We start from the raw sequence: 18707 nt of genomic DNA on the forward strand, positions 1-18707 counted from the left end.
CCAACACCCGGCTAACTCCCGAGGTCATCGCGAGGTCGGATGTACGGCGGTGCGGGCACCCGGCATGGGCTAGGTTGTCGGTCATCATGGCAGCGCATGAAGCAACGACCACGACCGATTTCGATCTCCATGAACGAGCGCAGTGGGCCGGCCGGGCCACCGCGTACCAGGGCAGTTTCGCCGCCCTGTGCGCCCATCCGGCCGGGGCGCTGCTGGACGCCGCGGGCGTCGAGGCCGGCGTCCGCGTGCTCGACGCGGGCACCGGCACGGGCACCGTCGCGGCACTGGCCTGGGCGCGCGGCGCACACGTGGTGGCCGTCGACGCCGAGCCGAGCATGCTGGAGCTGACCAGCCGCCGCGTCCCGGCGGCCGAGGTCCACCGGGCGGTCCTGCCGGAGCTGCCGTTCCCGGACGGCTCCTTCGACGCGGCCGTGGCCAACTTCGTCGTCAACCACGTCGGCGACCCCACGGCCGCGATCCGCGAGCTCCGCCGCGTCGTCCGCCCCGGCGGCCGCGTCGCCGTGACGATCTGGCCGTACCCCGCACCGCCGGCACAGCGACTCTGGTCGACCGTCTTCGACGCGGCCGGCGTCGACCGCCCGGCCGGCCTGCCCCGCCTCGCCCCGGACAAGGACTTCCCGCGTACAGAGGACGGCCTGGCCACCTTGCTCCGCCGCTCCGGCCTCGCCGGCGTCACCAGCGAGACCATCACCTGGACCCACCGCACCGACCCCGAGTCGTGGTGGAGCGGCCCGGCCAACGGCCTGAGCGCCCCCGGCCAGGTGATGCGGCGCCAGGACACGGCCACCCTCGCCCACATCCGCCAGTCGTACGACGAACACACCGCCGCCTTCCTCGACGATGACGGAAGGCTCGCCCTGCCCACAGCCGCCCTGCTGGCCTCCGGAGCCGCCGGCTGAGCGCCGCCGCCCGAACCGCGCCGAGCGAAGCCTCGGAGGCGTTGACTGAGCGACGCGGCGGAAGCGGGGCCGCGCGTCGGGGCGTGAGCGATCAGACTGGGTCGATGACTGAGCACGGAGGCGTCCGGGAGAGGGACCGAGGGCCGGCGGTACGGGCCGGATGGGTCGCGGCACTGGCGGCGACGGTCGGGTTCATGCCGCTGCACGTCGTGTGGGCCGCGGGGGTTCCGCTGTTCGCGGTCGAGGAACGGTTCGACGAGTGGCACGCCGACGGTGGCGCCGTGTACCTGTGGACGCTGAACGCTCTCGCGCTGCTGCCGGCCGTGCTGGCCCTCGCGCTGATCCGGCCCTGGGGGCTGGTCTTTCCGGGCTGGGTGCCGGGCCTCGCGGGCCGGCGGGTGCCACGTGGGCTGCTCCTGGTTCCGGGATACGGGCTGGTCGTGGCCCTCTCCGCGTACCTGGCGTTCGCGACTGTGCTGGCGTTCGTGCAATGGGACGCGCCCGAGGCGATCTTCAGCCCGTGGACCGGCGTCTACGGCATCCTGCATTTCACCGTGTGGATCGTCGCCCTGGCCGTCGCGACGCGCTCCTACGAGCGCCACACCCGCGGCGTCAGCCGGACAGAAGCCGATCCAGCGCGCCCTCGTCGCCGCTGACCGACGCCGCGCCGCTCGCACGGGCGGCGGCGAGCGAGGTCTCCCCGCCGAGCAGGGCGTTCAGGGTGGCGGGGTCGGTGCGAAGGGTCGCCGCGGGGTCGGCCGGCTCGCCGGGTTCGATGTGCAGCCGGCCGTCGGCCGCGGTCACGGTCCAGGCCCGGTCGCCGAGTTCGACGCGGTAGACGCCCGGCGCCTGCGGGGTCCGCGAACCCCGCAGGAACAACAGCACGGAGGCCGCGCTCAAGTGAGCCGGCTCGGGCGGCGCGTAGCGCAGGCCCCAGCCTCCCAGGGCCAGGATGATCGGCTCGAGTTCCCGGCCGGACTCGGTCAGCTCGTAGAGCTGCCGTTTCACCAGGACCCCGCGGGCTTGGAGCTCGCGCAGCCGGTCGGTGAGCATGTTGGAGCTGGCCCCCGGCAGGGCCCGGCGCAGGTCGGAGAAGCGTTGCGGGCCCAGGAGCAACTCGCGGACGACGAGCAGCGCCCACCGCTCCCCCACCACGTCGAGCGCGCGGGCGATGGCGCACGCGTCCCCGTAGCTGCGACTCGTCGGCATGTGGTTGTTTTTAACAACCACGATGGCTAGCGTCAAACGGCATGGGACAGCCAGTGGTGCACTTCGAGATCATCGGATCGGATCCGCGGCAGCTGCGCGGCTACTACGGCCGCCTGTTCGGGTGGACGTTCGACACCAGCGGGCCCGTCGCGGCGTCGGTGTCCGCGACGGGCGAATACGGCTTCGTCGACGGCGGCCTTCCCGGCGGCGTGGGCGGTGGGGCCGGGTACGAGCCACGGGCCCTGTTCTATGTAGGCGTTCCCGACGTCGAGGCCGCGCTCCGGGAGGCTGAACGGCTGGGCGGAAGCCGGGTGTCGGAGCCGGAGCGCGTGCGGGACGGAGCCCTGACCGTCGCTCACTTCAGGGACCCCGAGGGCAATCTCGTCGGGCTCGCCGCGGTCACGTAGACGGCCTCATACCCGCGCAGCACGAAGGTCGGGCGCTGGACCGGCTCCGCGGCCAGTGCCAGCTCCGGGGCGTGGTCGAGCAGGGCGGTCAGGGCCGCCCGCAGTTCCAGGCGGGCCAGCGGGGCGCCCAGGCAGAAGTGCGGGCCCGCGCCGAAACCCAGGTGCGGATTGGGGGTACGGGCGATGTCGAACCGGTCCGGGCCGGCGAAGACCGCGGGGTCGCGGTTGGCCGCGCCGAGCAGGGCCGCCACCTCGGCGCCGGCCGGGATCGTGACGGCGCCCAGGTGGACGTCGGCGGCGGCCGTACGGATGAACATGTGCAGCGGGGAGTCGTAGCGGATCATCTCCTCGGCCGCGCTGTCGATCAGCGTGCGGTCGGCGCGCAGCCGGGCCAGTTCGGCCGGGTGGCGCAGCAGGGCCACCACGCCCCCGCCGAGGGCGTTCACCGAGGCCTCGTGGCCGGCGTTGAGCAGCAGGATCGCCGAGGCCACCACCTCGTCCGGCGTGAGGTCGCCGGCGGCCAGGTGGCTGATCATGTCGTCGCGCGGGTCGGCGGCGCGGCGGGCGGCCAGCGCGCGCAGGTAGTCCGCGAACTCCCGGCAGGCGTCCAGGGCCGCCGCCTCGTCGGCCGGGGTGCGCGTGACCTCGTACATCCGCACGATGGCGGCGGACCACGGCCGCAACCAGCGGCGATCGGCGACGGGAACGCCGAGCAGTTCCGCGATCACCTCGACCGCCAGCGGCTCGGCCACGTCGGCCAGCAGGTCGAAGGACGGTCCGGCGGCCGCGAGCAGAGAGGCCGCCGAGGCCGCGATCGCCGGTTGCAGCCGGGCGACGTGACCACGGTTGAAGGCCGCGGCGACCGACGAACGGAGCCTGGTGTGTACGGGCGGCTCGTTCTCCATCATCTGGTTGCGGTGCAGGAGATTGAACGGCTCGTACGTCGAAGCCGGCTCCCGGTCCGTCCAGAAGCGGCCCAGCCGGCGGTCGCGCAGGACCGCCCCGGCGGTGGCGTGGCTCGCGGCCAGCCACCGCCCGGTCGGCTCGTGCCACAGCACCGGCCCGGCCGCGCGGAGCCGGGCCAGCGCCGGGTACGGATCGCGGATGAACCCCGGATCCCCGAAATCGATCACGGCGAGGGCGGGAACAGGTCGTCGAAGACGGCGCCCCGGTCGAACGTCATCGCGTGCTCGCGGGCGCGCTTGGCCAGGTCCTCCTTGTCGGAGTCGGACATGTCGAGCACGGCCGTGTCGATCGCCTCGGCCAGGGCGTTGATGTCGCCCGCCTCCACGATGATCGCCGTGTCGCCGACCGCCTCGCCCGTGCCGCCGGTCAGCGTCGTGATGATCGGGCCGCCGCCGGCCAGGGCCTTCTCGGCCAGGGCGATGCCGAACGTCTCGACGAAGTCCGGTTCCGGCTTGGTCGGCAGGGCGTACGCGGCGCAGCCGCGCATGAGCAGCGGCTTCTCCTCGTCGTCGACGTCGGTCAGGAAGATGATCTGGTCGTCCTCCTTGGCCATCGCCCGCACGTGCTCCAGCGCCGGGCCGGTGCCCGCCACGACCAGCTTCACCTTGTCGCGGGAGCGCATCTGCCCGTACGCGATGATCAGGTCGTAGATGCCCTTGGCTCGGGCCACCCGGGACAGGAAGAGCACATAGCCACCCCGTTCCAGGCCCCGCTTGGCCAGGGCCGCGTCCACCGCGTCCTCGTCCAGGTCGAGGTACGCGGACGAGTCGATCGGCGGATAGCTGACGGTGACGCGAGCGCGGCACTGGTCGGCGAACGACGTGCCGCACGCCTCGTCCACTTCCCGCGCCGAGGCGATGATCTCGTCGCGGGTGTACTCGGAGACCGCCACCACCTCGTCGTTGGCCAGGAACGTGGTGAACAGGACGGTCGCCGCGCCGAAGCGGCCCTCGCGCAGGCAGGAACGGATCACGTTAGTCACGTCCGAGCCGACCGCCTTGGCCACCGTGCGCACGTCCGGGTCGAAGCCGGCGGCCCGGGCCGAGGTCACGGCGTCCACCACGACCTGCGTGTGCGGCACCAGGTACATCGACAGGCAGACGGTCGGGACCGGGTCGGCCAGCAACTCGACCAGGCGCCCGGTCAGCCCGGCCAGATGACGTCCGTCCGGCACCCGGTAGTCGCCGACGGCCTCCGGGCGTTCGACGGTGATGCCCTCGGTGTACGGCAGGAGGCGGTCCAGTGGCTTGAGCGGCAGCCCGGCCGACTGGAGCACGCCGATGGGCCAGGTCAGCAGTCGTACGTCGGTGAAGCCCCGGGTCAGCGCCACCTCGGCCAGGTTGCGGGCCTCGCCGGAATGGCCGCAGATCACCGGGTCGGCACGGACCACGATGACGAGTCGGCGATCGGGGTGGGTCAACGTTCCTCCGGTGGTGACGGGTCGGACAGGGAGGGCGGGCGGTTCCCGCTTCCCCAGCTCGTCGGCTCCGGGCCCAGCCGCAGGTGCAACCGGCCGCCGCGGTGCACGGTGGCGGCGCTCAGATGCGTGGCGTGCAACGGCTTGCCGTTCAGGGTGGCCGACTGGACGTACTGGGCCGGAAGCTCGCGGTCGAGTCCGTCGCTGCCGATCGGGTTGTCCCGCAGGCCGCTGGTCTCGACGACGAACTCGCCACCCGGCATCTGGATCGCCGCGCGCTCGAAAGCCGGCGCGTTGACGAGGAACAGCTGTTGACCGGCGACCGGGAACAGGCCGAGCGACGCCCACACGTACCAGGAACTCAGCCCGCCCGAGTCGTCGTTGCCGGGCAGGCCACCCGGCCCGGTGCCGAACTGCCAGGTCAAGGCCGACTGCACGACTTCGGCGGTCCGGTCGGGGCGCCCCGCCCAGTGGTAGGCCCACGGCGCTTCCATGTCGGGCTCGTTGTTCAGGCCCTCGAAGCGGTTGAGCGCGTAGCCCGCGGCCATCTCGCCCGGCTGGGGACGCCGGCCGGGCTGGGTGACCGGGCCGGCGCCGTACCCGAAGAACCGGTCGAGTTTGGCCAGGAAGGTGCCGTCGCCGCCGGCCAGCGCGATGCGCGCGGCCATGTCGTGGACCAGGCGGAAGGAGTAGTTCCACTTGCCGCCCTCGTAGAACTCCGAGTCGCGCAGCAGCCCGGTGGCCGGGTCGAACGCGTTCACCCAGCCCTTGGCCTTCTCCTCGAGGTCCCGGGCCAGCCGGCGGTCGCCGAGCGCGCGGGCCACGCGGGCCGTGCACTGATAGGCGTAGGCCAGGTCGAGGGTGTGCGTGATCGGGTGGACGACACCGTGCTCGAAGAAGTCCTCGCCGTACATCCGCCGCAGGTCGTCGACCATGTGGACCAGGGCCCAGGCCCAGTCGATCTCGGCCCGGCCCAGCGCCTGGGCGTCGGCGATGGCGGTGTGCGCGAGCGCGCTGGCCTGCCGGAAGAACCGGTCGGCGCCGCGGGCCATCCGGTAGCCGATCGGGAAGTTGCCCTCCTCCTCACAGACCCGGATGAGCGACTCCAGCAGGTCGGCCGAGCGCTCGGGGGCGATCGCGGCCAGCAGCGGCAGCTGGGTCTTGTAGATGTCCCACATGGTGCAGACGTCGAAGGCGTACGGACCGGAATTAGGCCAGAACGGGCTCTCGTCGTCGGCGAAACACGGCTTGATCAGCGAGTGGTAGAGCGCCGTGGAGAACACGGTGCGCCGCGACGGCGTACCACCGTCGACGCGAACTTTGTCCAGGTGCTCGCGCCAGCGGGACCTGGTCGCCGAACGGACCCGGCCGAACGACGGGCCGTCCTCGCCGCACTCGCGGCGCAGGTTGTCGCGGGCCTGGTCGCAGCCGCGCAGCGAGAAACCGAGCCGGACCTCGACCGTCTGACCGGCGCGGGCGTTGCCGCGGAACAGCATGCCGAACGGGCGCAGGTTGGTGTGCCGGATGCTGTCGAAGTCGAGCCGGGTGCCGCCGTCGATGAGCCGCCGGTCGTACCAGAGCATCTGCCGCCAGCCGGGCGAGTCCACCTCGGCGTAGACACTGAGCGGAACGCCCTCCATGACCACGGTGCCCTGTGCCCGGCCCATCCCCATGCTCTCGACCTGGGCCCGGAGCGGAACCGTGCGGCCGAGCTCGACAGCGAGCCCGCCCATCGACATGTCGATGACCACGCGGCCGCTGCTGCTCTCCGGGAACGTGTACCGGTGCACGGCCACCTTGGCCCCGACGGTGATCTCGCAGCGGATGCCGGTGTCCAGCGTGGCCGCGTAGTAGCCGGGCGAGGCCTCCTCGTCGGTCAGCGCCCACGACTGCCCGAGCTCGTCGAGCGGCTGCACCATCGGGGTGACCCGGACGTAGTTGTAGTACTTGCGGATGGCGCCGGTGCCGGACTGCTGAAAGTGGGTGAACCCGGAGGCCTGCAAGCGGTCGAACATCTCCTCCGGCACCCCCTCGGTGTTCTTGCTGTAGAGGCCGTACCCGGTCGGGTACGCGCCGGAGTAGGCGCACGCGGAGACCATGCCCAGCGGCGAGGTCGCTCCCGGATGGGTGTTGCCCACCTGGGGTTTGGGCCACCACCAGGTGGCGGCCAGGCCGAGAGGCGGCGCCAGGTCGGTCGCCGCGGTGCCGATGAAAGGGTCGACGTTGTCAAGAATGGCGGGACTCTACCTATCTGGAGGTTCGGTGGAGGTTTCCGTCAGGTGAACTCCGCCCGAGAAGTTGATCAAGGCGCCTTGTCGGCCTCGTGATCATTCTGTCGTAAATCCGGCTGGCCGAATCCGGCTGATACCCGATCGGGCAGCGGTGCCGACGGCACGGTTCTGGAAGCATCGGGGCGTGAATTACTCCCTCGGCGTCGACCTGGGCACGACGCAGACCGCGGCGGCGGTACGCGAGAGCGACGGGCGGGTCGACGTCGTCCGTCTCGGCACGCGCCGGGCCGAGATCCCGTCACTGGTGTTCGTGACACCCGAGGGCGGGCTGCTGATCGGTGAGGCGGCCGAGCGGCGGGGCCAGGCCGAACCGGACCGGCTGGCCCGCGAGTTCAAGCGGCGCCTCGGCGACCCGGTGCCGATCCTGGCCGGCGGGGTGCCGTTCTCGGCCCACGCGCTCACCGGAAAACTGCTGCGGCACGTGCTGGACACGGTGGCCCGCGAGCGCGGCGGCCCGCCGGCCACGATCACCATCACCCATCCGGCGAACTGGGGACCGTACAAGAGGGAGCAGTTCGACCAGGCGGTGCGGCTGGCCGACGCCGGAACGGTTTCCTTCCGTACGGAACCGGAAGCGGCCGCCCTGCGGCACGCGACCGCCCGCCAGGTCGGCCCGGGCGAGACGGTGGCGGTCTACGACCTGGGCGGCGGCACGTTCGACGTGGCGGTGCTGCGCCGCGAGGGCCCCGGTTTCGTGCTGCTGGGCGAGGCCGAGGGCATCGAACAGCTCGGCGGCGCCGACTTCGACGAGGCGGTGTTCGCCCACGTCCTGGACGTGCTGGGCGACGCGGCGACCGACCTCGACGGCGACGACCCCGAGGTGGTGACGGCCCTGGCCCGGCTGCGCCGCGACTGCGTGGAGGCGAAGGAGTCCCTGTCCTTCGACACCGAGACGTCGATCCCGGTGGCGCTGCCCGGCCTGCACCGCCGGATCCGCCTGAACCGCTCCGAGTTCGAGGCGATGATCGCCCCGGCCCTGTCCGACACGATCGACGCGACCCGCCGAGCCCTGCGCGGCGCCGGCGTCACCCCCGACCAGCTCACAGCGATCCTGCTGGCCGGCGGCTCCTCCCGGATCCCCCTGGTCGCCCAGACCCTGACCGGCGCCCTGTCCCGCCCGGTAGCCGCCGACCCCCATCCGGAACACAGCGTCGCCCTCGGCGCCGCCCTGTCCACCGCGCCGGCAGGCGTGGTCTCAGCGCCGCCGCCCACTCCGGTACCGCCGCTCGCGACGGCTGACGGGCACGCGTCGGCCTCGCTCGCCGCGGCGCAGAGCTCGGCACGGCCCCCTTCCGCGGCACCGCCGACCTCAGCACCTCGGCAATCGTCCGCGGCGGGTGTGCAATACAAGCGGGGAGCCGCCTCCGTACCGGGCACCGCCTCCGTGCCCGGCGCCGCCTCCGTGCCCGGCGCCGCCTCCGTGCCCGGCGCCGCCTCCGTGCCCGGCGCCGCCTCCACACCGGTCACCGCCTCCACACCGGTCACCGCTTCGCTGCCGAACACTTCGGAAATGTCGGGAAAGTCGCCTGACGGGGTGCCGAATGCTCCGGTGATGCCAGCTGTCGCCCCCGCGGCCACGGCTGACACGGCTGACACACAAGTTTTCGGCTCGCCGCCCGCGACGACAGCGCACACACGAATTCTCGCCGCGCAGCCAAGCCCGCCTGCGGACGGAACACGGCCCTTCGGCACGTCCCCGAGCTCGCAGGCGCCCGGGGACGGCGCATGGGCCGTGACCGCGCCGCCGAATCAGCACGCGCCCAGCGACGGCAGGTGGGCCATGGGCGCGCCCCCAAATCAGCACGCGCCCAGCGACGGCACATGGGCCATGGGCGCGCCCCCAAATCAGCACGCGCCCAGCGACGGCACATGGGCCATGGGCGCGCCCCCAAATCAGCACGCGCCTGGGGACGGCACATGGGCCATGGGCGCGTCGCTGAACCAGTACGCGCCCGGGGACGGCACGTGGGCGGCCGGCGCGCCCGCGGCGGTTGCGGGAGCGGCGGGCGGGCCTGCGGGCCGGGGACGTAAGCGGCTGCTCGCGGTCACTGGCGCCTTCGTCGCGGTGCTGGTCGCGGCCGGGATCGGCACGTACGTCGTCCTGAACCGGGACGACCAGCCGGAGACGAACGACGACGCGCTTCCGAAGAGCACCGTGGCCTACCCCACCGACAAGAAGCTTCTTGTCCGGGTCGACACCGGGGCCGGGACCGGGCCGGAGCGGGTGTCCAAGATTTACGCGTTCCAGCCGGGGGCGGACACCCCGCGTACTCCGCTGAAGGGCACCGAGCCCGGTGACGCTCTGCCCAAGTGGTCGCACGACCGGCAGCGGATTGCTCTCTCGCATGCCGCCGGTCAGGCCGTCGAGATCTACGTGATGAACGCCGACGGCTCCGGGCGCCGCCGGGTCATCGAGGACGCGCCGGGGCGGGTCGCCTGGTCCGCCGATGACAGCAAGCTCGCGTTCGTCAAGAAGGTCGACGGGGTCGGCCAGCTCTTCACCATGCCGGTCGACGGTGGTCCGCAACGGCAGCTCACCTTCTCGCGGGATCCCAAGGACGATCCGTTCTGGGCGGCCGACGGCAAGACCATCGTGTACTGGGTTCAACGCGGCGGCGTCAAGCAGGTCTACGAGCTCGACGTGGCCGCTCCGAAGGAGCCCGGCCGGCCGATCACCACCGCCGCGATGGGGCAGGCCAACGATCCCGCGCTGTCGCCGGACGGTTCCCGGCTGCTGTTCACCCGGGAGGGCGAGGACGACGACTCCGACATCTGGATCGTCGACCGCGACGGCGCGAATCCGCGGCAGCTGACCGACGATCCGACCCGGGAGCAGGATCCGAGCTGGTCACCGGACGGCACGTGGTTCGCCTTCGCCCGCGGTCCCTACGAACAGCCGCGGATCGTGCTGCTCAAGCCCGACGGCACCGGCGAGGCGGTCGTCACCAAGCCGGGTCAGCGCGAGGCTCATCCCTGCTGGTTCTGAGGACCAACAGGCCTTCGCAGGTACGGGTCGCCGCCCGCGCCGCCGTTTTCAGGTCGCGGGCGGAGAGTGGATGTTCGGCGATCCGCTGCCACTTCGCCCGCGCCGCGCGCGCCCGGTCGGCCACTTCCTCGTCGCTCGACTCCGGGGCCAGGCCCAGGCGGCTGTACGGGTCGATGCCGTTCCCGCCGATCAGCCGGTCCAGCTCGGCCAGCTGATCGTCCTTTCCCGGTACGCGGCCCGCCCGCACCAGGCGCAGCAGCCGCAGCTCCGTCAGCTCGTGCGCCCCGGCCCGGATCCGCTCCGCCTCGACCGCGGCCGCCGAGCCCGGCGTGACACATTCGCCGAGCACGGCCAGCGCCGAGCGGGCCTTGAGCACGTCGGCCCGGCCCGCGAACTGCGCGGTCAGCACCTCGCGCAGCCGGCCCAGGCCGCTCTGTTCGGTCAGGGCCGCGGCCAGCCCGGGCGCGTCCCCGACCGACCCGTCCTTGATCAGGCGCACCGACACCCGTACCCCGAAGAGCCCCAACCGGCCCAGGAGCCGCCGCCGCGCTTCGCCGGAGTCGGCGAACCGGTCGGCCGTGAGCAGCAGCTCGATGACGTCGTCCATGGGCCGCGCGGCGACACCGGCCAGCTCGCGGAACTCGTCCTCGCGCAGCGTCGCCCCGGCCACGCCGAGCAGCCCGGCCACCGGCACGATCACCGGGCACAGCCGGCGCAGGCGTTCGTCGGCCGCGTACCGGCCGGCGATCTGGTTCGCCGCCGTCATCGCGTCGAGCCGGCAGCCGCCGATCTCGTCGGCCCGCGACAGCACACCGACCGCGTTGACGGGCGTGCCCTCGCTGACCCCGTCGGCGTGGAACGACTCGAGGAACCGCACGTCGCTGCCGTGCATGTGGCGCAGCAGGTAGAGCACGGCGTCGGTCTGCGCGGCCCGTTCGCCCTCGGCGTCGAGGAACGCCATGGTCCGCAGCGACACGTCGGCCGACAGCGACGCGATGCCGGGCGTGTCGACCAGGGTGTGCTGACGGAGGCGGCCGCTCGGCAGCCGTACCTCAAGCCTCTCGATCTGCTCGGCCGGGCGCCCCAGGGAGATCTCGACGGACCCGCCGCGCCGGGTGAAGGGCAGGGATTCGACAGATCCGTCACTGCCGTACGCGGTCACGGCGTACCGGGGCCCGTCGGCGTACCAGGTGACGATCGTCGTGCACTCCCCGGCGTCGGTCGGCGCCAGTTCCTCGCCGACGAGCGCGTTCAGCAGCGTCGACTTGCCGGCCTTGACCCGCCCGGCGATGGCCACCCGCAGCGGCTCGTCCACCCGCGCCCGCGCCGCCACCAGCCGTGGATTGCCGGTTTCGGCCAGCGCCCGATCGAGCAGCCCCCGCACCTGGTCGAGCAGGGCCGCCCTCACGCGGCGAGCCCGTCGAGCTGGCGGCGCTGGTCGGCCAGGGCCTCCAGGCGGGCCTTCTTGGCGCTGTCCGGCATCTCCGCGGCGCGGTGGGCGGCGGCCCGGGATGCCGTGGCCGCGCGTTCGACGGAACGGGCCCGGTCGGCGAACTCGTCGCGCAACAGGCGCTGGGTGCGGCGTACCGCCTCGCGGCAGTCGCGGCCCAGATGAAAGCCCACGTCGTCGATGTATTTGCGCAGCTCCGACAGCGCCAGCTGGCGGCGCTGGCGCACCTGGCGCTCCTTCTCCATCTTCATCAGCCGCCGGCCCAGCGTCAGGCCGGCGATCAGGCCGAGCGGCGCCGCCCAGGCCACGCTGAACAGGGCGCCCACCGCGCCCAGCAGGTAGAACCCGCCGTACGAGACCCGGGCCGCCGTGAACGCCCCCAGGAACTGCTGCGTGCGGGTCTGGTGGAAGCTGACGTCGAGCTCGGCCGCCTTGGACAGGGCCAGTTCGGGCGCCGGCAGGTCGATCTCCAGCTGGTCGCACTCGAGGCCGAAACGCCGGGCCACCTCGGCCGCCAGCTGTTCGGTCCGGGTGACCAGCAGCATCAGGTTGTCGGCGGCGGCCGCCGCGGCCTCCCGGGCCGCCCACGCCTGGAAGTCCTGCCAGGTGTCGCGGGGGTCGGAGGCGTCAAGGACCTCGGCGCCGTCGCGGATGATCCGCCGGAGCCGTTCGCGCAGGTCGTGGTCGACGTCGGCCGCCAGGTCCTGGATGCCGTCGCCGAGCAGGGTCTGCCACGAGCCGTGGGCCAGGGTCGCGCTGCGGCGCGCCCGTTCCTCGTACCGCTGGACCGCCTGGGGAACACCGCGCAGCGCGGCCCCTTCGGCGTCGACGCGCTCGCGCAGCCGCTCGACCACGAACGACAGTTCGGCCCGGGCCGCCGCGACCCGGTCGGCCATCGCCGCCTCGAGCACGTCGCGGCGCAGCAGGTCGACCAGGCGCGGGTAGCCGGACTCCTGGTTGAGCGCCTGGTCGTCGCGGGCCTGGGCCCGGGCCCGCAGGAACGACGACACCGGCACGACCGGCACGTCGAGCCCGGCCCGTTTCAGGTGCCCCTCGTTGATCCGGGCGATCCGCCGCCATTCCGCGTGCAGGTCGGTCTTGGTGAGCACGCAGTAGGTGCGGGGGCAGCGTTCGGCCGTACGCCGCAGGAAGTCGACCTCGGGAGCCGTCAGTTCCTGGGCGGCGTCGGTGACGAACAGGGCCGCGCCGGCCGAGGGCAGCAGCGCCAGCGTGACGTTGCCCTGGGCCGAGTCGAGACCGCCGACGCCCGGGGTGTCGACGAGGGCCAGGCCCGCGGCGAGCAGCCGCCGGTCGAGCCGCACCTCGATGGGCTGGTCGAGGTGGTCCGGGATGGCGGCGAGGTCGATCGGCGCGCCGTTCGCGGACGCCGCGGGTGGCTGCCCGAAGCGCAGAGTCATCGGCGCCGCGGTGACGATGTCGGCGCCGACCGGGCACACGTCGGTGCGCAGAAGGGCGTTGACCAGGGTGCTCTTGCCCTGTTTGAACTCGCCGACCACGGCCACGGTGACGTCGGCCGCGCGCAGTTGTGCGGTGGCCCGGTCGATCCGGTCGACCAGGTCGGCTTCCCCGCTGCCGGCCGCGAGCGCCCGCGCGCCGGCCAGCTCGCCGAGCACGGTCAACGGCACTCCTCCGCCTCACTCACAGCGACCGACCGCACGACCCTACACAGTGGTGGCCCTCGGTCGAGCCCTCCTCTCGGACGGATTTCCGACAGGCGAGCGGACATCCCGATGTGCGATGTTGTGCGCCGTACCGCCCCCAGGTCCCTCCGCACGCGCGGCCGGAACGGCACCCCGCGGCGCGTGCGGAGCCACTATCGTGTGCGCTCATGGCCGAGACCCAGCGCAAGCCGGTACCGCGTAACGACGACGGGGAGATCGACACCGCGATCGCCTTCCTGGACTTCGCGCGGGAGTCCGTGCTGAAGAAGGCCGAAGGGCTGAGCGACGAGCAGCTGCGTTCCGTGCTGGTGCCCACCGGCACCAATCTGCTCGGGCTGATCGCGCACCTCACCGCCGGTGAGCGCTACTGGTTCGCGTACACGATGGCGGGCGAGACGACCGGCGAGCCCGACTTCGACATGGCGGTGGCGGCCGAGGTGAGCACGGCCGAGGTCGTCGCCGCCTACCGGGCCGCGATCGAGCACAGCAACGCGATCATCCGGGCCGCCGCCGACACCGCCGCGCCGGTGCACCACCCGATCGACGGCCGGTTCCTCAGCCTGCGGTGGGTGCTGGCCCACATGACGAGCGAGACGGCCCGGCACGCGGGTCACGCCGACATCCTCCGCGAGCTGATCGACGGGACCACCGGTCGATAGCGGCGCAAGTTACCTGCGAGTTACATTGCCGGGGTGACGCACGAGGTCTTCAACCAGGCGCCCCCGCTCGTGGACTACGACGTGTCGGCCGACGCGGCGCTGCTGGCCGCCGTCGCCCGCGAGGGCGCGCCGTGGGCGGTGGGCGACCTGCACCGGCTGGGCAAGCTGGCCGGCACGGCCGAGCCGCAGCGCTGGGCCGACGAGGCCAACCGGTACGAGCCGCGGCTGGTCACCCACGACCGCTACGGGCACCGGGTCGACGAGGCCGAGTTCCACCCGTCGTGGCACCGGCTCATGGAGGTCGCGGTCGGCGAGGGCCTCGCCGGCTCGCCGTGGGCCGACCCCCGTCCCGGTGCTCACGTCGCCCGCGCCGCCGGGGTCTTCGTCTGGTCGCAGGTCGAGGCCGGGCACATCTGCCCGGTCTCGATGACGTACGCCGTGGTCCCCGCCCTGCGCCACAATCCCGATCTGTCCGGAGTCTACGAACCGCTCCTCGCGTCCCGCGTCTACGACTTCGGCCTGCGGACACCCACCACCAAGCGCGGGCTGATCGCCGGCATGGGCATGACGGAGAAGCAGGGCGGATCGGACGTCCGCGCGAATACGACAAAGGCCACGAGATCGGCCGACGGCACTTACCGTCTGACCGGCCACAAATGGTTCACGAGCGCGCCCATGTCCGACCTGTTCTTGGTGCTCGCCCAAACCCCGGCCGGTTTGTCCTGTTTCATGGTCCCGCGGGTGCTCCCGGACGGCACGCGGAACGTCTTCCGCATTCAACGGCTCAAGGACAAGCTGGGCAACCGCAGCAACGCCTCCTCCGAGCCGGAGTTCGACGGCACCACGGCCTGGCTGGTCGGCCCCGAGGGCCAGGGCGTCCGCACGATCATCGAGATGGTCGCCATGACCCGGCTCGACTGCGTGACCGGCTCCGCCTCGGGCATGCGGGCCGCCCTCACCCAGGCGATCCACCACACCCGGCACCGCAGCGCCTTCGGCGGCGTGCTCGCCGACAAGCCTGTCATGCGCGCCGTCCTGGCCGACATGGCCGTCGAATCCGAGGCCGCCACCCTGCTCGCCCTGCGCCTGGCCGGCGCCGTCGACCGCGGCGAGCACGCCTTCCAGCGGCTGGCCGTCGCCGTCGGCAAATTCTGGGTGTGCAAGCGCCAGCCCGTCCTGGTCGGCGAGGCCCTCGAATGCCTGGGCGGCAACGGCTACGTCGAGGACTCCGGGATGCCCCGGCTCTACCGCGACGCCCCGCTCAACTCGATCTGGGAGGGCTCCGGCAACGTCCAGGCCCTCGACGTGCTGCGCACGCTGAGCCGCGAGCCCGACGCGCTGGCCGCCTTCCTGGCCGAGGCCGAGACCGCCGCGGGCGCCGACCGGCGGCTCGACGCCGCGATCACCGCCCTGAAGAACGAGCGGCCCGACGAGGCGGACGCCCGCCGGATGGTGGAGCGCCTGGCCCTCGTACTGCAAGGGTCCCTGCTCGTGCGGCACGCCCCGGCCGAGGTCGCCGACGCCTTCTGCGCCACCCGCCTCGGCGGCGACTGGGGGCACACCTTCGGCACCCTCCCCCGCGGCGCCGACACCACCGCCATCGTCGACCGCGCCGCCCCCGCCTGACGCCGCCGGCCCGCTAGGGTGCCCCGGTGGCGCTCGGCTCGGACTTTCGCAGGCTCTGGACGGCGTACGGGATCAGCGAGTTCGGCACGGGCCTCGGCTTCGGCGCGATTCCCCTGGTGGCGGTGCTGATCCTGAAGGTCAGCGAGTGGCAGGTGTCGCTGCTGGCCGCCCTGGCCGGGGTGGCCGCCGCGGCCCTGGCCCTGCCGGCCGGCCCGTGGATCGAGTTCCACCGCAAGCGGCCCGTGATGATCGGGGCCGACCTGGCCCGGTTCGCCGCGCTGATCACCGTCCCGCTCGCCATCGCCGCCGGCACGCTCACGTACGCACAGCTCTGCCTGGTGGCGATCGTCCAGTCGGTGGCCGCGATCGCGTTCGCCTCGGCCAGCGGCGCCCACCTCAAGGCGCTGGTCGGCCCGGCCGGGCGGGCCACCGCCAACGGCCGCTTCGAGGCCACCTTCTGGACGGCGTACAGCGCCGGCCCGGCCCTGGGCGGCGCGCTCACCTCGTGGCTGGGCGCCGCCGTCACCATCGCGGTGGACGCGGTGAGCTTCCTGCTCTCGGCGTTGGGCGTACGGGCCCTGCGCAGCGCCGAGCCCGACCCGCCCGAGCGGGTGGCCGGCACCGGCCGGTGGCGGGAGATCGCCGAGGGCTGGCGCTACATCGCCGGGCACCGCGGCCTGCGCGCCGTCTTCCTGAACCAGCAGATCTTCGCCGGCGCCATGATGGCCGCCTCGCCGCTGCTGGCCGTCCTGATGCTGCGCGACCTCGGCTTCCCGCCCTGGCAGTACGGGATCGGCTGGGGCGCGTCCTGCGTCGGCGGCATCCTGGGCGCGCTGGCGATGCGCCCGCTGACCGACCGTTTCGGCGCCCACCGCGTACTGGTCTGGTCAGGCCTGTTCCGTGCCCTGTGGCTGGCCCCGCTGGCCCTCATCCCGGCGGGCGTGCCGGGACTCGTACTGATGATCGCTCTCGAGGTTTTCGCGCTGTTCGGTTCCGGGGTGTCCAACCCGTCGGTCGCCACCTACCGGATGACCGAGACCGACGACCGCTCCATGTCGCGGGTGATCGCCTGCTGGCAGATCAGCTCCCGCACCGCCCAGCCGGTCTTCATCGCCCTCGGCGGGGCGCTGGCCGCGGCCACCAGCGTGCGGGCCGCCCTGCTCGTCTGCGGTCTCGGCGCGCTGGCCAGCTCGGCGTTACTCCCCTGGCGTGAATCCGTCACGGCCACGCCGATCTGATTCCCGACATGGTGTATCCCCGGCTCCGCCCGCGCCTCATCCTGATCGGACGAGACGTACGACCCCGGGAGGTCACCGTGGACACCACCAGCACGAAAGCGGTCTTCTCGGCCGTGACGAGCGGCATCATCGCTTTCCTGTCGTCGCTGCTCACCGCGTTGCAAGGCGAGAACACCGGCTTCGACACGATCACCGACGGCCAGTGGGTCACCGCCGTTCTGGCCGCCGTCGTGGCCGTCGCCGGCACCGGCGCCGTCACCTACCAGGTGCGCAACAAGGAGAAGGCCCCGGCTTAGGGATTATCGACCGGCCAGGTCGCGGACGCTCGACAACAGCTCCTCCTGCGAGATCGGGCTGACGCGGCCGCCGGTCCGGGCGTCCTGCATCGCCTTGGCCAGCTGCACCCGGCGCAGCACCTCCTTGATGTCGGCGCCGGTCATGCCGTGGCTGGCCGCGGCCAGCGCGGTCAGGTCGAGGTCGTCGGCGAACATCTGGAAGCCCGGCTCCTCATGCGCGGCGATCAGGGCCCGGATCATCTTGCGGAAGATCTCGGCCCGGCTCGCCTCGTCCGGTTTCGGGATGCTCAGCTTCACGTCGAAGCGGCCGGAGCGGATCAGCGAGTCGTCCACCCGGTGCGGGAAGTTCGTCGTGGCCACCACGATGACGTTCGGGTTGGCCTCGATCAGGTCGTTCATCTCCTGCTTGAAGATGCCGGCCACGGCGTTGATGGCCTGGCTGGCCGCGTCGCCGCCCGACCCGGCGTAACTGATGATCGAGTCGAACTCGTCGAACAGCATCAGGGTCGGCACCCGGTAGCGCCGGGCGTCGCGGAAGATCTGCTTGATGTTGCGCTCGGAACCGCCGAGCCACTTGTCGAGGATCTCCGGCGTCCGGATCTCGCGGAAGTCGGCGCCGATCTCGTTGGCCAGGGCCCGGGACAGCATCGTCTTGCCGGTGCCGGGAGGCCCGTACATCAAGATGCCCTGCGGCCTCTGCGCCCCCCACCGCGCCATCGACTCGGGGTGCCGGAAGGACACCGCGATCTCGCGCAGCTCGCCGACCTCCTTGGTCAGCCCGCCGACCATGTCGAGGGTGACGGTCTTGGTGGTGGCCGGCGTGGCCGAGATGTTCTCGCGGCTCACCACGTAGCGCCGGCCGGTCAGCGCGTCCGGCCCGGTCAGCTCGAGCACGGCCTGAAGCGTCAGCCCGACGAAGGCCTGCAGGTGGGCGGGGGTGACCTCGTCCCGGGAAACCTCAGCGCTCAGCCGCACGACGGTGCCGCTCTCGTCGTACGTCACCGTCGCCTGCAGACCCACGACGGCGTCGGCGATGGTGCCGGGCTGGCGACCGGCCGCCGGCTTCTCGGGCCGGTCCAGACCGAGGCGACGGTACGCGGCGGCGGCCGCGGCACCCACACCGTCGACGATCCGCGTCGCGATCGGATCGCCGGCCTCGATCCGCTTGGCCAGCAGCAGCCCCACCGGGTCGTTGCCGAGCACCAGCTTGCGGATGCGCTCCTTGGACAGCGGCTCGTCGGCCGTGCTGATCGCGGCCGCGAACGTGTGCACCGGCCCGCCGTCCCGGTCGGCGCTGGACACGGTCAGATCGACCCGCTGCACGGGCGAGGGCCAGGTCGCCCGCCGCAGCAGCTCGACGGGGTTGACCCGCGCCGCGGCCAGGACCGTGGTGGCGTCGACCAGCTCCACGGTGGCCCCCGCGTACTCGAAAGTCTCTCCACGCGCACGTGCGTCGGACATGCTCAGCTCCCTGGGGATGGACGGCAGTCGCACTCCAACAGTGACACACGCCTGCCGATTCGCTCCCCCGCCAAGTGGTGGTGACAGTCCGGTAGGTTG

At 72.7% G+C, this 18707-nt stretch carries 15 protein-coding genes; 8 read left to right on the top strand and 7 right to left on the bottom strand.

All coding sequences use genetic code 11. The features are described from left to right. Positions 1 to 86 precede the first annotated feature (86 nt). Complete coding sequence (locus ACGFJ7_RS11975) at positions 87 to 920, top strand: class I SAM-dependent methyltransferase (protein WP_360249032.1); 834 nt, start codon at positions 87 to 89, stop codon at positions 918 to 920. 104 nt (positions 921 to 1024) lie between these two features. Then, positions 1025 to 1576, top strand: coding sequence for a hypothetical protein (locus ACGFJ7_RS11980; RefSeq protein WP_360249029.1), 552 nt, complete (start codon positions 1025 to 1027; stop codon positions 1574 to 1576). Here the strand turns inward: ACGFJ7_RS11980 and ACGFJ7_RS11985 are convergent. After that, on the bottom strand, positions 1533 to 2129 hold the full coding sequence (locus tag ACGFJ7_RS11985) for a winged helix-turn-helix transcriptional regulator (RefSeq protein ID WP_360249026.1): 597 nt from the start codon (positions 2127 to 2129) through the stop codon (positions 1533 to 1535). The genes ACGFJ7_RS11980 and ACGFJ7_RS11985 overlap by 44 nt on opposite strands. Positions 2130 to 2170: 41 nt before the next feature. On the opposite strand from ACGFJ7_RS11985, the gene ACGFJ7_RS11990 reads away from it, so the two are divergent. Then, the gene (locus tag ACGFJ7_RS11990; RefSeq protein ID WP_360249023.1) at positions 2171 to 2536 is read left to right on the top strand and encodes a VOC family protein; all 366 of its coding nucleotides are present in this window, start codon (positions 2171 to 2173) and stop codon (positions 2534 to 2536) included. Here ACGFJ7_RS11990 and ACGFJ7_RS11995 read toward each other — a convergent pair. The 3 genes from ACGFJ7_RS11995 to ACGFJ7_RS12005 are packed head-to-tail and all read right to left on the bottom strand — an operon-like array spanning position 2485 to position 7153. Further along, positions 2485 to 3669, bottom strand: a complete 1185-nt coding sequence (locus ACGFJ7_RS11995; protein ID WP_360249020.1) for a cytochrome P450 — start codon at positions 3667 to 3669, stop codon at positions 2485 to 2487. The two genes, ACGFJ7_RS11990 and ACGFJ7_RS11995, sit on opposite strands and share 52 nt — an antisense overlap. Next, a complete protein-coding gene (locus ACGFJ7_RS12000; protein ID WP_360249017.1) occupies positions 3666 to 4922 on the bottom strand; it encodes a glycosyltransferase in 1257 nt (418 codons plus the stop codon). The genes ACGFJ7_RS11995 and ACGFJ7_RS12000 overlap by 4 nt, the downstream gene beginning before the upstream one ends. Next, positions 4919 to 7153 carry a GH92 family glycosyl hydrolase gene (locus ACGFJ7_RS12005; RefSeq protein WP_392642417.1) on the bottom strand — a complete coding sequence of 745 codons (2235 nt, stop codon included), beginning with the start codon at positions 7151 to 7153 and terminating at the stop codon, positions 4919 to 4921. Before ACGFJ7_RS12005 ends, ACGFJ7_RS12000 begins: the two co-directional genes overlap by 4 nt. 181 nt (positions 7154 to 7334) lie before the next feature. Here ACGFJ7_RS12005 and ACGFJ7_RS12010 point away from each other — a divergent pair, with 181 nt between their 5' ends. Beyond that, the gene (locus ACGFJ7_RS12010) at positions 7335 to 10196 is read left to right on the top strand and encodes an Hsp70 family protein (RefSeq protein WP_392642178.1); all 2862 of its coding nucleotides are present in this window, start codon (positions 7335 to 7337) and stop codon (positions 10194 to 10196) included. Here ACGFJ7_RS12010 and ACGFJ7_RS12015 read toward each other — a convergent pair. Both ACGFJ7_RS12015 and ACGFJ7_RS12020 read right to left on the bottom strand, forming a co-directional pair. Continuing rightward, positions 10153 to 11604, bottom strand: coding sequence for a dynamin family protein (locus tag ACGFJ7_RS12015; protein ID WP_360249011.1), 1452 nt, complete (start codon positions 11602 to 11604; stop codon positions 10153 to 10155). The two genes, ACGFJ7_RS12010 and ACGFJ7_RS12015, sit on opposite strands and share 44 nt — an antisense overlap. Then, positions 11601 to 13280, bottom strand: coding sequence for a dynamin family protein (locus ACGFJ7_RS12020; protein ID WP_392642418.1), 1680 nt, complete (start codon positions 13278 to 13280; stop codon positions 11601 to 11603). Before ACGFJ7_RS12020 ends, ACGFJ7_RS12015 begins: the two co-directional genes overlap by 4 nt. A gap of 215 nt (positions 13281 to 13495) precedes the next feature. Between ACGFJ7_RS12020 and ACGFJ7_RS12025 the strand changes: the two genes are divergently transcribed. From ACGFJ7_RS12025 to ACGFJ7_RS12040, 4 genes are read left to right on the top strand one after another with little or no spacing between them, the layout of a single operon-like run. Next, complete coding sequence (locus ACGFJ7_RS12025; RefSeq protein ID WP_360249008.1) at positions 13496 to 13987, top strand: DinB family protein; 492 nt, start codon at positions 13496 to 13498, stop codon at positions 13985 to 13987. A gap of 33 nt (positions 13988 to 14020) precedes the next feature. Next, a complete protein-coding gene (locus ACGFJ7_RS12030) occupies positions 14021 to 15613 on the top strand; it encodes an acyl-CoA dehydrogenase family protein (RefSeq protein ID WP_392642179.1) in 1593 nt (530 codons plus the stop codon). Positions 15614 to 15639: 26 nt separating this feature from the next. Further along, positions 15640 to 16851, top strand: coding sequence for an MFS transporter (locus ACGFJ7_RS12035; RefSeq protein WP_360249002.1), 1212 nt, complete (start codon positions 15640 to 15642; stop codon positions 16849 to 16851). 8 nt (positions 16852 to 16859) lie between these two features. Further along, positions 16860 to 17147: a hypothetical protein gene (locus ACGFJ7_RS12040; protein ID WP_360248999.1), complete on the top strand. Its 288-nt coding sequence runs from the start codon at positions 16860 to 16862 to the stop codon at positions 17145 to 17147. A 3-nt stretch (positions 17148 to 17150) separates the two neighbouring features. Here the strand turns inward: ACGFJ7_RS12040 and ACGFJ7_RS12045 are convergent, their stop codons facing one another. Next, entirely contained in the window at positions 17151 to 18608 is a 1458-nt protein-coding gene (locus ACGFJ7_RS12045; protein WP_360248996.1) for an ATP-binding protein, read from the bottom strand. Positions 18609 to 18707: the final 99 nt, after the last annotated feature.

The organism is Actinoplanes sp. NPDC048988 (assembly GCF_043197815.1).
GTDB lineage: Bacteria > Actinomycetota > Actinomycetes > Mycobacteriales > Micromonosporaceae > Actinoplanes.

What these genes read in the sequence shown, in the direction of transcription:
- ACGFJ7_RS11975 (WP_360249032.1), top strand. Translation starts at nt 87, where the DNA reads ATGGCAGCGCATGAAGCAACGACCACGACCGATTTCGATCTCCATGAA.
- ACGFJ7_RS11980 (WP_360249029.1), top strand. Translation starts at nt 1,025, where the DNA reads ATGACTGAGCACGGAGGCGTCCGGGAGAGGGACCGAGGGCCGGCGGTA.
- ACGFJ7_RS11985 (WP_360249026.1), bottom strand. Translation starts at nt 2,129, where the DNA reads ATGCCGACGAGTCGCAGCTACGGGGACGCGTGCGCCATCGCCCGCGCG.
- ACGFJ7_RS11990 (WP_360249023.1), top strand. Translation starts at nt 2,171, where the DNA reads ATGGGACAGCCAGTGGTGCACTTCGAGATCATCGGATCGGATCCGCGG.
- ACGFJ7_RS12025 (WP_360249008.1), top strand. Translation starts at nt 13,496, where the DNA reads ATGGCCGAGACCCAGCGCAAGCCGGTACCGCGTAACGACGACGGGGAG.
- ACGFJ7_RS12040 (WP_360248999.1), top strand. Translation starts at nt 16,860, where the DNA reads ATGGTGTATCCCCGGCTCCGCCCGCGCCTCATCCTGATCGGACGAGAC.
- ACGFJ7_RS12045 (WP_360248996.1), bottom strand. Translation starts at nt 18,608, where the DNA reads ATGTCCGACGCACGTGCGCGTGGAGAGACTTTCGAGTACGCGGGGGCC.